The following is a 14,332-nucleotide window of genomic DNA, read 5'->3' as shown; positions in this document are numbered from 1 at the left end:
TTTCTATGTTTTGCAGAGCAATAGCTTTTACAGTTAACTCATCATACGTTTTATCAGAATGCAGAGTCATTCTATTTTTACCTAAAGGGCTAAAAATTTTCTTTAGTTTTAAGCTATGCTTGGATGCAAACTCAGATTTCAAGGGATGAAAATGATGCAGAATGCGGCGCTGATTGTGGTGGATGTACAAAAAGGATTTACCCCGGGTGGAAATCTGGCTGTTACCAATGCCGATCAGATTATTCCGAATATCAACCGATTGGGGCAGTACTTTCACAATATTGTGCTGACTCAGGATTGGCATCCGGCAGAGCATATTTCCTTTGCAGACAATCATCCTGCCCAAGCAGCCTACGACACGATTCAGCTGGATTATGGTTCTCAAGTCCTCTGGCCGAGTCATTGTGTACAAGGGACTGAGGATGCTGAATTTCATCCGGAGTTGAACCTTCCGCAAGCCCAACTGATTATCCGTAAAGGCTTTCATCAAAATATCGACAGTTACTCTGCCTTTATGGAAGCTGATCAAAAAACCAGTACCGGTCTGGCCGGCTATTTACGTGAGCGTGGCATCGATACCGTGTTTATCGTGGGTATCGCGACCGATTTTTGTGTGGCCTGGACCGCGATGGATGCCTGTAAACTCGGCTTTAAGGCCTATGTCATTGCGGATGCTACCAAAGGCATAGACCTGAATGGTTCGCTACAACATGCCTGGCAGGACATGCTGGCACAGGGCGTAAAACGGATTTATCTGAAAGATATTATTAATGCAGTCTAAGCGCTGACTTAAGGTGATTAGGACCATTTGCCATTATGCAATGGTTGGTTTACTTTGAGGCATCCACAGATGCCTTGATTTCTTTTTCATGACACTTGGATTTCCCCATGTCAGCACTTCTTCAATTTAGCCAGTTTGTCCAAAAGACCTTTGCTCTGTGGGTCATTCTATTTTCAGCCATTGCTCTGATGCTGCCGGATCTTTTCGTCTGGTTACGTGCATACATTCCCTGGATGTTGGGTCTGATCATGTTTGGTATGGGCATGACCATGACGCTAGGCGATTTTAAAAGTATCTTGCAAAGTCCTAAGGCCGTCGCGATTGGGGTCGTGGCTCAGTTTATGGTGATGCCAGGGTTAGCCTTTTTGCTCTGTCAGCTATTCCAGCTTCCGGCTGAAATTGCGATTGGTGTAATTCTGGTGGGCTGCTGTCCAGGCGGCACCGCATCCAATGTGATTACCTATATGGCCAAGGGCAATACAGCCCTTTCTGTGGCGTGTACTTCGGTATCAACTTTATTGGCACCGCTTTTGACTCCGGCAATTTTTTATCTGCTGGCCAGCCAATGGATTGAAATTAATGCCTTGTCCATGCTGATTTCGATTCTGCAAGTGGTGCTGTTTCCAATCATTTTAGGTTTGATTATCCGCGCCCTTCTAAAAACCAAGGTAGAAGGCTATATCCAGGTAATGCCAGTAATTTCAGTGATTGCCATTGTCGCAATTGTGGCGGCAATTATTGCCGGCAGCAAAACCCAGATTCTGGAATCTGGTTTAATGATTTTAGGGCTTGTGGCTTTACACAATGGGATGGGCTATTTACTGGGTTATTGGGCCAGTCGCATATTTCACTTGGCAGAAATTGACTGTCGTGCAGTATCCATTGAAGTGGGGATGCAGAATTCTGGTCTGGGTGTGGCCTTGGCGGCGACCCATTTTGCTGCATCTCCCATTACTGCGGTTCCAAGTGCCATTTTCAGCCTGTGGCATAATATTTCAGGACCTGTTTTAGCCACTTATTGGGCTGGCAGACAAACTGAAAAAACGGACACTTAATTGCAATTTGATGACGGCGCCCAACGAGCCATAGCATGATTTTTTATACGGTGAAAAATTAAAATATTAATTTATATGGATTTATCGAGCTTTGTAACATAAGTGTCATGAAGTCTGCCTAAGATCGCCCCTCAATGATGTGAAACAACAGACTGTAATCAGCAGCATTGAGAGGGCATGGAACAATTTCAGCATTCGTCAGCGACCTATTTTAATCGGGAACTTTCCTTATTTGAATTTCAGCGTCGTGTCTTGGCACAAGCACTCGATCCGAATTTACCGATTTTAGAGCGCTTAAACTTCCTGATTATTTTTTCCCGTAACCTGGATGAGTTTTTTGAAATCAGGATTGCCGGGCTGATGAAACAGCAAGATCTGAATGCGACTACCCGGACGCCTGATGCTGTACCCACCGAGCTGATTCTACAAGAACTGTCCCAGTCCATTCATGCCACAGTGAACAAACAGTATGAGGTTCTGAATCATGCAATTTTGCCTGAACTCCAGGCGCAGGGGATTCAGTTTCTTCAATACCAGGATCTTCTGGAAAAACATAAGGCCTGGATTGCAGCCTTTTTTGCCAAAGAAGTGCAACCGGTACTGACCCCGATCAGTCTGGATCCTTCACATCCTTTTCCACGTTTGGTGAATAAAAGTCTGAACTTTATTATCAGCTTGGAAGGTAAAGATGCCTTTGGCCGTGAAATCGAGATGGCAATTGTGCCGGCACCACGTTCCTTACCCTGCCTGATTAAAATTCCGGAAGATGTCACCGGAAACAATACCACCCAGATCTTTCTGACTGCGATCATCCAGCAGCATATCAGTGATTTGTTTCCCGGCATGAAAGCGACCGGATGTTATGCCTTTCGGGTTACCCGCAATGCCGATCTGGTATTGTCGGAAGATGTCGATGATCTGGCGGTGGCTTTAAAAGATGAACTGTGTTCGCGCCGCTTTGGTCGTGCAGTACGTCTGGAAATTGAAAATGACTCTCCACAGAACATCATCGACTATTTGCTGGATGAATTTGATCTGACGGAACAGGAGCTGTACCGGATTGATGGACCGATCAATTTGTCCCGCCTGAGTACCAGCTTTGAGCGTCCGGAATTAAAGTATCCGCATTTTAGTCCGGTCATTCCGAAAATTTTCCGTAAACAGAAAAGTATTTTTGAAATTTTAAAGGCACAGGATGTGCTGCTGCATCATCCTTTTGATTCATTCCAGCCGGTGATTACTTTACTGCGCGAAGCGGCCAAGGACCCGGCGGTGCTGGCGATCAAGCAGACGCTATATCGCAGTGGTCCGGATTCGGAAATTGTTCAGGTGCTGGCAGAAGCCGCACGGAATGGCAAGGAAGTCACGGCCGTGATTGAATTGCGGGCGCGTTTCGATGAAGAATCCAATATTATGGTGGCCAATATCCTGCAAGAAGCCGGGGCAGTGGTGGTCTATGGCATCGTCGGTTATAAGACCCATGCCAAAATGATTCTGATCGTCCGGCGTGAAAATCAGGAACTACTGCGTTATGCGCATCTAGGTACCGGAAACTATCATGCCGGGAATGCCCGTATGTATACCGATTACGGCCTGATGACCACACAGCCGGATATCTGTGAAGATGTGCACCGCATGTTCCAGGAACTGACCGGCATGGGCAAAATGGCCAAACTGAAGGCCTTGCTGCATGCACCGTTTACCCTGCATAGCGAACTGCTGAAACTGATTGAGCAGGAAAAGGCATTTGCCCTAGCTGGAAAAGCCGCGCATATCATCATCAAAGTGAATGCATTGACTGAACCGCAATTGATTGCTGCCCTCTATCAGGCGTCACAGGCCGGGGTGAAAATTGACCTCATTGTGCGTTCAATCTGCTGCCTGATTCCACAAGTCACCGGCATGTCAGAAAATATCCAGGTCCGTTCAATCGTTGGACGTTTCCTGGAACATACCCGGGTTTATTATTTTGAACATGGCGGCGCCAAGAAACTGTATTGTGCCAGTGCCGACTGGATGGGGCGCAACCTGTTTTCCAGGGTCGAAACCTGTTTCCCGGTGCTGGATCCAGAGCTGAAAAAACGGATTTATAAAGATGGCCTGATCAGCTATTTAAAAGATTGTCAAAATGCATGGGAGTTAGATGCCGAGGGTCAGTGGCATAAAGTCCCCTGTCAGGATCCGGCCCAGCCTTATAATGCCCAGCAATATCTGCTGGAACAAAAACAGTTAAAAATTTAAAGGGTAGTCCAAGACACGCTGGCGTATTTGTTTTGTACCCATCAAAAAGCCGGATATTGGATCCGGCTTTTTTTAATTGCAACATTCAGGGACATTTATGAGGCTTTGGATTGTTTGGATTTTAGAATTTCGGTTCTAAAAGTCTGTGCCAGCTCGGCGCTTTCAGCATCCATCCCATTCACCACAAAAGCATGACGGGTCAGGACATTGGTCGGATTGGGCATGCTGACCAGCTCAAAGTGGTCCGCGATTTGTTTCAACAGGGCATTAGGAACATGCAGTGCACTTTCCTTAGCGACCAGTTGCTGAACCAGACGTTCTGCGGCTTGAACTGAATTAAGCTGCATTTCTTCAACAGCTGAAGAAATCGCACTACGTGTCTGCAGGACAAAACGTTTTTCTTCACGATAACGCTTATACAGGACTTCCGAAAGTAACTGGAATACTGAACTGATCATGGTCAGACAGACGAGGGCATCTGGCTTGTCTGCCGCAATACTGATACTGGCACCTTTTTCATCAAACTTGTGCACGGTACAAATATCCGTGCTGTTCAGTTTGTAGTGCTGGATGCACAGTTCAGTGGCTTTGTTCAGGAAAATCTGGCACAAATTGAAATAAGGAACCGATACCGTTTTATTCACACTATCCAGCAACTGTTTTGGATCATAGAACTGAATGTTCAAGCTCAGGCTATCGGTATCCAGTACCACCGGTTTGCTGTCTTTTTCTTTCGGTTTGTTTTTCAGAGCTTGCTGTGCCTGGGCAATGGCGAGGGCGGCATTATGCTTTTCCTGTTCCAATGCCTGAGTCAAAGTCTGAATCTCGAATTTCAGTCGCGATTCATTATTGATACGTGCCAGATACTCGGTACGGCTTGGACGCGCTACCGCACGATAACCGACCCAAAGCAGACCATGAATAATAAAAGAGAACAGAATGGCAAGCCATTGAGTCCGCAGAATTTCACCAATACTTGGCTCAATCAGGGTGATTTCAATCACACCGACTTTTTTCTCGTTTTGTAGGGCATCACGGACAAAAACTTCCCCATCACGGGTCTTGGTCAGCCCACCAGTGGCTAAAACCTGACCCTTCGTATCCAGGATGCGAATTGAAGCAACGCTTGGGTTAGTCGCATAACGGTTGGCCAGAAGTGCCAGAGAAACGCGGTTCGCCGGTTCAAGCTCCGCCAGGCTGTCTGTGACCAGTTGGCTCGTCATGAGCTGTCCCTGGTTGGCACGGTTATCATTCAGTTGGTGAGTCGTTGCCAATACCAGTAAAAAGGTATGCAGAGCAAAACTTACAATCAGTAGGCTAGCAAATAGCCCTTGTCTAGGCGCATTCAACGTAAACTTCCAAGGCAATTCTGTTCAATTTCGATTATGATTCTAACAATAGTTGTAGCTCAGACCCGAGTCAATTCATGCGAGAAATCATTCTTATATCATTCTTAGGACCCGACCAGCCTAATCAATTTACACGATTAATGCAGGTTTTGTCCGCTCATTCCTTACAGATTCTAGATGTGGGGCAAGCGGTCATTCATAATCAACTGACCTTAGGTATTGTTGTATCGTCTGATGACCAAACTGCAACAGCATTAGCCATGAAGGAAATCCTGATTCTAGCACATGATATCGGGTTAACAGTGCGCTTTAAACCAATCTCTGCTGCTGAATATGAACAGTGGGTAAGAGAAGGTGGCCGCACGCGTTATATCGTAACGGCATTGGCCCCGGAATTAAATGCCTCTCATCTGCAAGCCGTGACCCAGATTGTGTCGAGTCAGGGCTTCAATATTGAAACCGTGACCCGTCTTTCTGGCCGTCCTGAGCTGGATGGTTCCAATACTGGCCCTAAACGTGCCTGTGTACAGTTTGGTCTGAAAGGCCAGATGCTGGATGCAGCAGCCATGCGTGCAGCCTGCTTAAGCCTGTCGAACAACCTGAATGTCGATGTGGCAGTACAAGAAGATAATGCTTACCGCCGTAATCGCCGTCTGGTCTGCTTTGACATGGACTCGACCCTGATCGAGCAGGAAGTGATTGATGAGCTGGCGATCGAAGCAGGTGTGGGTATTCAAGTCTCTGAAATTACTGAACGCGCGATGCAGGGCGAGCTGGACTTCCAGCAAAGTTTCCGTGCTCGTGTTGCTTTATTAAAAGGCATGGATGCATCGGTATTGCCAAAAATTGCAGAACGTCTGACCGTGACTGAAGGTGCAGAACGTCTGATTTCAACCCTGAAAGCACTGGGCTACCGTACTGCGATTCTGTCTGGCGGATTCCAGTATTTTGCAGAATATCTGCAAGCCAAACTAGGAATTGATGAAGTTCATGCCAACATTCTGGATGTGCAGAATGGCGTGGTGACAGGCGAAGTTAAAGGTCATATTGTGGATGGCGCACGCAAGGCTTTATTGCTCCGTGAAATTGCCGACAATATGGGAATTTCTCTGGAGCAGACCATCGCTGTGGGTGATGGTGCCAATGACCTGCCAATGCTTTCAATTGCGGGTCTAGGGGTGGCTTTCCGTGCCAAACCTTTGGTTCGTCAGAATGCCAATCAGGCCATTTCCAGTGTGGGGCTGGATGGCGTGCTCTACCTGCTCGGTGTACATGATAAAGATCTGAGCCGCGCGTAATACATAGCTTTGCGGTAAAATCCAACGCGGCCTTAGGGTCGCGTTTTTTTATATTTTTAGCTTAACTTTTATCGAGGGACGGCGCAGCTTGTCTATAAATACCCCGATCATCTTAAACGGAAAATATTTTTTTAAGTCAATGAAAGGGCATATGATTTTGTAATGACACGCCAACATCGACGCAGCAATTGATCCACAAATACTGTGAAAATAAAAAATGTAATGACAAAATAATATCGCGACAGAGTATGTCGTAAGGGGAGAAAATAGGACTTTTTTTATGCAAAAAACTCAGCATAATGCATGCATAGAGATACAAATCAACACATTTCATTTTATTGATTTAACGAAATTCAATAGGTAGTACAGTTGCAATATCAAGCATACACACTATCCTTTTGGATGGAGGGGTTTATATGGTAACAGCGAATCTAGCAACTCTCGTAGGCTTTAGTTTAGTCGCCGCGGCTGTGCTTGCTGTTTTCTTCTCGCCTTATCGTCGCTGGTTAAGTTTTATGGCTGCGGGAATGCTGGCCTGGGGCCTGATCGAAGTGATTCGAGTAGGTACTCAAGCCTTGTTTGAGCTCCCGATGACATATAGCTATCTGACAGCTTTAACGGCCGTGATAGTCGTAGTGACCTTACTGTTATTGCGTGAAGATCGACGTGCAGAGCGTGCTTTGGCTAAACGCCGTTATATCGAACATACACCAGTGTATGAAGATGACCAGCAGCAGCTATCTAGCCGTTAAGTTCTCTAATATCAGCGAAATAATGCACCTGCGGGTGCATTTTTCGTTTAGAAATATGATACAAAGTCCTGCATCTGCCTAGCTTTGATCTATGCTAGGATATTTGTCAATTTTCGTACAATTAGAATAGGCATAATTTCATGAAACTGTCCTCCATTCCTGTGCTCAAACTTCCTCTGGTTGACCTCAGTACCGATCCACTTGATTTGCTGGTCGCAGGTCTTGCGTTACGTATGAAGCAGTTAGCACGTACTAGCCCGATATTTATTGAATTGGTACATGAACGCCAGTTCCGTATCCAGATCGGAACAGATGAGGGAATGGCACGTCAGATCGTTGTGAATAATGGTCATATCGATACCGTTTCAGGTGATGCAGAGAAAGCTGATTTTGTGCTGCAATTTGCTGATAGTGAACAGGGTGTAAAAACGTTGCTTAAAGGTGATCCGACTGCATTCATGACCGGTATGCAAAGTGGCACGATTAAAATGGAAGGTGATTTTGGTCTGCTAGTCTGGTTTAACCAGGTTGCGAAAATGATTCCGCCTAAACTGCCAAAACCGGTCAAAGATAAAGTTAAAATGGCACGTCAGTTTATTAAAGAGAAAACTGGTAAATAACTGCTAATTCCCCTGCTTTAATTAAAGGAGGGGTTAGGGGAGGATTATCATATAAAAGCCCTCATTTAGAGGGCTTTTTTTCATTCTGAAACAATGACGGTTTATTCAACTTCCAGATTAAACGTTACCGGTCCATCATTGATCAGATGCACTTTCATATCGGCCGCAAAAATACCGGTTTGTACATTTTCGAACTGGCTTTGCGCATATTCAACCAACTGTTCATATAAGGCCTTGGCATCGCTTGGCGGCATGGCTGGACCAAAATCTGGACGTAAGCCTTTTTGGGTTTGCGCCATCAAGGTAAATTGGGACACCAATAGTAAACCGCCACCGGCCTGACTGACATTCCAGCCCATCTTGCCTTGCTCATCATCAAAGAAGCGATATTTCAATATTTTATCAATCAGTTTTTTGCCTTTTTCCAGATTATCTTCTTTAGCTAAGCCCAGAAAAACCAGAATACCTTTGCCAATTTCTCCGGTGGTTTCACCATCGACCACGACTTTGGCTTCGAGTACCCGTTGTAATAATGCACGCATAATCAATTTCAGTCAGATTCAAAATTGCCGCCATTGTAGCAAGATCAGACTCATCTATTATTAAGTTAATGTCTAAAAAATGGGCTTAATTTATTGATTATCATTGATAATATTTTAAGTTATCTAAAAACACGATCATAATAATAAAAATTATCTGTTTTATCTATTTTTTGCTCTCAAGTATCTTAGCTGCATGCAGGAAAGGTATTAAATTGAGAGATTTAGAAATGTTTAAGCACTCATTACTTGTTGCAATGCTTGCAACGGTGACAGCTGCACAAGCTGCGCCATTAACCAAAGATAACGGGGCACCTGTCGGTGATAACCAAAACTCGATCACTGCGGGTCCACAAGGTCCAACTTTGTTGCAAGATGTACAACTGGTTCAAAAACTGCAACGTTTTGGCCGTGAGCGCATTCCTGAACGTGTGGTTCACGCACGTGGTACAGGTGCTTATGGTGAATTCGTTACTACGAAAGATCTGTCTGATTTAACAATTGCTTCTTTATTCAAGGCCGGTACCAAAACTCCAGTTTTTGTGCGCATGTCTACCGTCATTCATGGTAAAGGTTCACCAGAAACCCTACGTGATCCTCACGGTTTTGCCATCAAATTCTATACTCAGGAAGGTAACTGGGACTTAGTCGGTAACCAGACGCCAGTCTTCTTTATCCGTGATGCGATTAAATTCCCGGACTTCATCCATGCGATGAAACCAAGCCCGGTCACAAATGTACAAGATGCCAACCGTGTGTTTGACTTCTTGTCTAGCCAGCCTTGGGCAACCAACATGCTGACTTATGTTTATGGCAAGCAAGGTGTCCCAACCAGCTACCGCGAACAGGACGGTTTCGGTGTACATGCCTACAAACTGTATAACAACAAAGGCGAATACAAGTACGTAAAATTCAACTTCCGCTCTAAACAGGGCGTGAAGGGCCTGAACGTCAAAGAAGCGGCTGTTCAACAAGGTAAAGATTTCAACCACTTGACCAACGATCTTTATAACAACATCTATGCAGGTAATTTCCCGAAATGGGATCTATATATTCAGGTGCTTGATCCTAAAGATCTGAACAGCTTTGATTTCGATCCGCTAGATCCAACCAAAATCTGGCCAACCAATCTGGTTCCAGAAGTAAAAGTCGGTACATTGACGCTGAACCGTATGCCGAAGAACTTCTTCAATGAAACTGAACAGGCTGCATTTGCACCAGGTAATCTGGTACCAGGTATCGAACCCTCTGAAGACCGTTTGCTTCAAGGCCGTATCTTCTCTTATTCAGATACACAAATGTACCGTCTAGGTGTGAACCATCAGCAAATTCCGGTAAACCGTCCTGTGGTGAATGTGAACAACAACAACCAGGAAGGTCACATGAATGTGTCTGAACGTGACTCTGATGTGAACTACGAGCCAAGCCGTAAAGAGCCTAAACCGGCGACTGAAAAAGCGCGTGCAGTTGAAACTCCATTGACTGGTCATGTTCAGCAGATCGGTACCAAAGAGCAAAACTTCAAGCAAGCCGGTGAACTTTACCGCTCTTATACTGCCAAAGAAAAAGATGACCTGATCATGAATCTGGCGGCTGACTTAGGCAATGTCAAAGATTCAGAAACCAAGCACATTATGTTGTCTTACTTCTATAAGGCAGATGCGGACTACGGTATGCGTATGACCAAAGCTGTAAATGGCGACATCGCCATCGTTAAGGTCAAAGCTGCAAAATTAAAAGACTAATTCCGATTGGTCTTGAGGAACTGGTGACTAGGGCATAGCGCATCACCTCCAAAAAGTCCTGTAATACTCCAAACCTTTCCTGCACCCTAGGGGGAGTTTTACAGGCACTCCGTTTTTTATTTCATCTCAGGTCAATTGAGTCTTTCAAGACTTAAATTTTCCTTTCGATTTCTGTTGGAGTTCATCATGAAAGTTCTGCCACACGCATTTTTAGCTAGTATTCTTGCTTTTAGCTCCGCATTCGCAACTGCTGCTGAAGTGAAGAATGTCTCCCCTGCAAAAACTGCGGCAAGCGTTCAGATGACCTCACAACAGGAATTGATTGATCTGTTTTTTGCTGCTGCTAAAATCGGCAATAGCGAAGTGATCAATGAATTTTTAAAACATGGCTTTCCAGTCGATGTACGCAATCAAGATGGTTATACCCCGTTGATGATGGCGACCTATTATGGCCATCAGGGTATCGTGAATACCTTACTGACCAAAGGGGCAGACCGCTGCGCCCGGGACAACCGTGGCAATACGGCTTTGATGGGCGCCTTGTTTAAAATGGAATTCTCCATTGCCAAACAGCTGCGTCAGGTCGACTGTGATGCCCAAGCCAAGAAAACCGGACAAAAAACCACAGCTGAATTTGCCAAGGTGATCGGTCAGGAAAAGCAGCTACAGAAAATTATCAAGGAACAGGAAAATGGGCTGAAAGCAGTCAAATAACCGAGCAGGAAGCAGTTTATTTTCTTGAACTTTTGTCGATAATTCAGCTAGCTGTACGTAAATCCTGCAATATTGCCTAAACTTTTATGCTTTAATGCGGGATAAGCACAGCGATATTTCCCTTAGTTATGGCTCCAATTATCCACTCTTTGTTAGATACTGACTTGTATAAATTCACCATGCTACAAGTGGTATTACACAAGTTTCCACAAACGCATAGTGTCTATCATTTCCGTTGTCGCAACCTGGAAGATACGGAATATCCGCTGACGGATATTCTGGATGATTTGAATCACCAACTGGATTTGCTGTGTCAGCTCAAATTTAAAGAAGACGAATTACAATATTTACGCAGCCTGCGTTTTATCAAAAGCGATTTTGTGGATTATCTGGAACTATTCCAGCTCAAACGCCGTTTTATTAAGGCCACCATCGATAATGAAGGCCGCCTGGATATTACTATTGAAGGCCCCATGGTTCAGGCAATGATGTTTGAAATCTTTGTACTGGCCATTGTGAATGAACTGTATTTTAGCCGCATTCGTACACCCGAAGTCCGGGCTGAAGGTGAGCGCCGTCTTAAGGCCAAAATCGAACTTTTAAAACAGTATGATGCCGCGCAGAATCCGAATGATCCGCCATTCCTGGTCTCGGACTTTGGTACCCGCCGTCGTTATAGTTTTGACTGGCAAAAGCATGTCATCGAAGAATTCAATAAAGCTGCACCACACGTGTTCCGTGGGACCAGTAATGTGTATTTAGCCAAAGAGTTGGGTATTACCCCGATTGGCACCATGGCGCATGAATTTCTGCAAGCCTTTCAGGCGTTAGATGTGCGTCTGCGTAATTTCCAGAAAGCCGCCCTGGAAACCTGGGTGCAAGAATACCGTGGTGACCTTGGAATTGCCTTAACTGATGTAGTCGGTATGGATGCTTTCCTGCGTGACTTTGACCTGTACTTTGCGAAACTGTTTGATGGCTTGCGTCATGACAGTGGTGATCCCTATGAATGGGGTGACAAAGCTTATGCGCATTATAAAAAGCTGAAAATTGACAGCAAAACCAAAATGCTGACTTTTAGTGATGGTCTGAATCTGGAAAAAGCCTGGAAATTGCATCAATACTTTAAAGATCGCTTCCAGGTCAGTTTTGGGATTGGAACCAATCTAACCAATGATATGGGACAGACACCGCTAAATATCGTATTGAAACTGGTGGAATGCAACCGTCAATCCGTGGCGAAAATTTCCGATAGTCCAGGAAAAACCATGACGGATAATGATACCTTCCTGGCATATTTGCGTCAGGTATTCAATATCTCAGAACCTGCCTAAAAATATCTGCTTTATTCAAAAAACCGCTTCAATCATGAGGCGGTTTTTTCTTAGAGGATGGTCTTTCTTGAATTAGCTTTAGCTAAAATTATGCTAAGGATCTAGATAAAAACAACATAATTGAAAAAATGAGCTGTGCTAAGATCAAAAGGATTTAACCGCAATGACAACTACTAAGATGACAGCTTCCGCCTTTGACTTTGGTCTGCTGATTGAAGCAGAAGATTTGGTTCCACATTTGGGACATGAAAAACTTCGAATTGCTGATTTAAGCCGGGCGTCGGTTTATGAACAATTGCATATTCCACATGCCTTACATCTGCAACCCAAGCTGCTGGTTCGTCAGGAGGAAACAGCCATGGGCCTGTTACCGGATGCGGAAGGGCTGGAAGCTTTAATCCGTTATCTGAATATTTCTCCTGAACATCATGTCGTGGCTTATGATGATGAAGGCGGTGCGTGGGCAGGGCGTCTGCTCTGGAACCTGCATTGTTTGGGCTTTGAAAATACCAGTTTACTCAATGGCGGCATTCATGCCTGGCTGGGTGCAGGACTACCGACTTCATCAGATCAGGAAATATTTACACCTGTCGATCATCTGGTTCCAGTCAATCTTGAAAGAAAGGCTGAATTTCAGATCGATTATAATGAACTAAAACAACTCATTGAAAATGAAAATATTCAGGTATGGGATTGCCGTACAGAAGATGAATATACTGGCCTGCGTCTAGCCGCGCGACGCGGTGGTCACATCCCGGGCGCACGTCATTTTGAGTGGAGTACTGCCCTTAACCGGCAAAATCATTTAAAATTACATCCTTTACCACGTACTCAGCAGCGTCTGGAACAACTGGGATTTGATCTGGATCAACCAGTTGTGGTGTATTGTCAGTCCCATCACCGTTCAGGTCTGGCTTATATTCTGGGTCGCTTATTCGGCTGGAAAATTCGAGCCTATGATGGTGCGTGGAGTGAATGGGGCAACCGCCTCGATAGTCCAATCGCTACAGGAGAGGTGCCATCTTGAGCATCACATCGCGTCTAAAACAACAACTGTTTATCCAGGCCCAAAAAGTGGTGCCACAGCATCGCCTGTCCCGTGTGGTGGGAAAAATTGCAGCCAGCGAAAATCCGATTGTAAAAACAGCCGTGATCGCAGCGTTCAAGACCAAATACGGGATTGATATGTCGATTGCCGAGCAGACCAATGCCTTAAAATTCAAATCATTTAATGATTTCTTTACCCGTGGACTAAGAACCGGGGTGCGTGCGGTCGATGCTGATTCAACTGCGATCGTATCTCCGGCAGATGGCGCGATTTCCCAACTGGGTAAAATTGAAAATGGCGATGTGTTCCAAGCCAAAGGTCAGAAGTTTACGGTTGAAAACCTGATTGCTGATCCACAGCTGGCACAGCCATTCAAGAATGGTGAGTTTGCGACAGTGTATCTGTCACCACGTGACTATCACCGTGTCCATATGCCATTTTCCGGGACTCTGACTGAAACTTTATATGTACCGGGTGAACTGTTCTCAGTCAACCAGACCACGGCCGAAAATATTCCGGGCCTGTTTGCCCGTAATGAACGTATGGTATGTCTGTTTGATACCGAACTTGGTCGTATGGCAGTGGTTCTAGTTGGCGCGATGATTGTGGCTGGCATTGAAACTGTAGCGACTGGCAAAGTAAAACCCTCTGGCCGTATTGAGCTAAACCAGCATAATCTTTTCTTAGAAAAAGGTGCCGAGCTGGGCCGTTTTTACCTAGGTTCAACCGCTGTTATTCTGTTTGAAGAAAACAAGATGCAATGGGATGAGAAGTTTAAAGCCAATTCAACCGTATTGATGGGTGAGGCGCTAGGTAACACTATTTAAGTTCCCAAAGCCTCCCTTTTTCAAATGGA

The 14,332-nt window shown here is 45.1% G+C and carries 13 protein-coding genes; 11 read left to right on the top strand and 2 right to left on the bottom strand.

The window, feature by feature from the left end:
• Positions 1-151 precede the first annotated feature (151 nt).
• The 3 genes from pncA to ppk1 all read left to right on the top strand — a co-directional run bounded on the left by pncA (position 152) and on the right by ppk1 (position 4,077).
• Positions 152-781: a bifunctional nicotinamidase/pyrazinamidase gene (pncA, locus tag F897_RS02410; RefSeq protein ID WP_005232771.1), complete on the top strand. Its 630-nt coding sequence runs from the start codon at positions 152-154 to the stop codon at positions 779-781.
• Positions 782-888: 107 nt separating this feature from the next.
• Complete coding sequence (locus tag F897_RS02405; protein ID WP_005232770.1) at positions 889-1,836, top strand: bile acid:sodium symporter family protein; 948 nt, start codon at positions 889-891, stop codon at positions 1,834-1,836.
• A 177-nt stretch (positions 1,837-2,013) separates the two neighbouring features.
• Positions 2,014-4,077, top strand: coding sequence for a polyphosphate kinase 1 (gene ppk1, locus F897_RS02400; RefSeq protein WP_005232769.1), 2,064 nt, complete (start codon positions 2,014-2,016; stop codon positions 4,075-4,077).
• A gap of 95 nt (positions 4,078-4,172) precedes the next feature.
• Here the strand turns inward: ppk1 and F897_RS02395 are convergent, their stop codons facing one another.
• Positions 4,173-5,426 carry a hypothetical protein gene (locus tag F897_RS02395; protein WP_005232768.1) on the bottom strand — a complete coding sequence of 418 codons (1,254 nt, stop codon included), beginning with the start codon at positions 5,424-5,426 and terminating at the stop codon, positions 4,173-4,175.
• 77 nt (positions 5,427-5,503) lie between these two features.
• On the opposite strand from F897_RS02395, the gene serB reads away from it, so the two are divergent.
• From serB to F897_RS02380, 3 genes are all read left to right on the top strand, one after another.
• Entirely contained in the window at positions 5,504-6,724 is a 1,221-nt protein-coding gene (gene serB / locus F897_RS02390; protein ID WP_004781413.1) for a phosphoserine phosphatase SerB, read from the top strand.
• 416 nt (positions 6,725-7,140) lie between these two features.
• Positions 7,141-7,476, top strand: coding sequence for a ciprofloxacin tolerance protein AciT (gene aciT, locus F897_RS02385; protein ID WP_005232767.1), 336 nt, complete (start codon positions 7,141-7,143; stop codon positions 7,474-7,476).
• 140 nt (positions 7,477-7,616) lie between these two features.
• On the top strand, positions 7,617-8,096 hold the full coding sequence (locus tag F897_RS02380; RefSeq protein ID WP_005232765.1) for an SCP2 sterol-binding domain-containing protein: 480 nt from the start codon (positions 7,617-7,619) through the stop codon (positions 8,094-8,096).
• Positions 8,097-8,197: 101 nt separating this feature from the next.
• Here the strand turns inward: F897_RS02380 and dtd are convergent, their stop codons facing one another.
• Positions 8,198-8,638, bottom strand: coding sequence for a D-aminoacyl-tRNA deacylase (gene dtd / locus F897_RS02375; protein WP_005232760.1), 441 nt, complete (start codon positions 8,636-8,638; stop codon positions 8,198-8,200).
• A gap of 227 nt (positions 8,639-8,865) precedes the next feature.
• Here dtd and F897_RS02370 point away from each other — a divergent pair, with 227 nt between their 5' ends.
• The 5 genes from F897_RS02370 (at position 8,866) to asd (ending at position 14,303) form a co-directional block, all read left to right on the top strand.
• Entirely contained in the window at positions 8,866-10,380 is a 1,515-nt protein-coding gene (locus F897_RS02370) for a catalase (protein ID WP_005232753.1), read from the top strand.
• 186 nt (positions 10,381-10,566) lie between these two features.
• A complete protein-coding gene (locus F897_RS02365; protein ID WP_005232750.1) occupies positions 10,567-11,094 on the top strand; it encodes an ankyrin repeat domain-containing protein in 528 nt (175 codons plus the stop codon).
• A gap of 128 nt (positions 11,095-11,222) precedes the next feature.
• Positions 11,223-12,428, top strand: a complete 1,206-nt coding sequence (pncB, locus tag F897_RS02360; protein ID WP_005232748.1) for a nicotinate phosphoribosyltransferase — start codon at positions 11,223-11,225, stop codon at positions 12,426-12,428.
• A 178-nt stretch (positions 12,429-12,606) separates the two neighbouring features.
• Complete coding sequence (locus F897_RS02355) at positions 12,607-13,455, top strand: sulfurtransferase (protein ID WP_034580384.1); 849 nt, start codon at positions 12,607-12,609, stop codon at positions 13,453-13,455.
• Positions 13,452-14,303, top strand: a complete 852-nt coding sequence (gene asd / locus F897_RS02350; protein ID WP_005232744.1) for an archaetidylserine decarboxylase — start codon at positions 13,452-13,454, stop codon at positions 14,301-14,303. The genes F897_RS02355 and asd overlap by 4 nt, the downstream gene beginning before the upstream one ends.
• Positions 14,304-14,332: the final 29 nt, after the last annotated feature.

The sequence above is a fragment of the Acinetobacter variabilis genome, assembly GCF_000369625.1.
Lineage (GTDB): Bacteria > Pseudomonadota > Gammaproteobacteria > Pseudomonadales > Moraxellaceae > Acinetobacter > Acinetobacter variabilis.
This window is presented reverse-complemented; position numbering and strand designations above follow the sequence as displayed.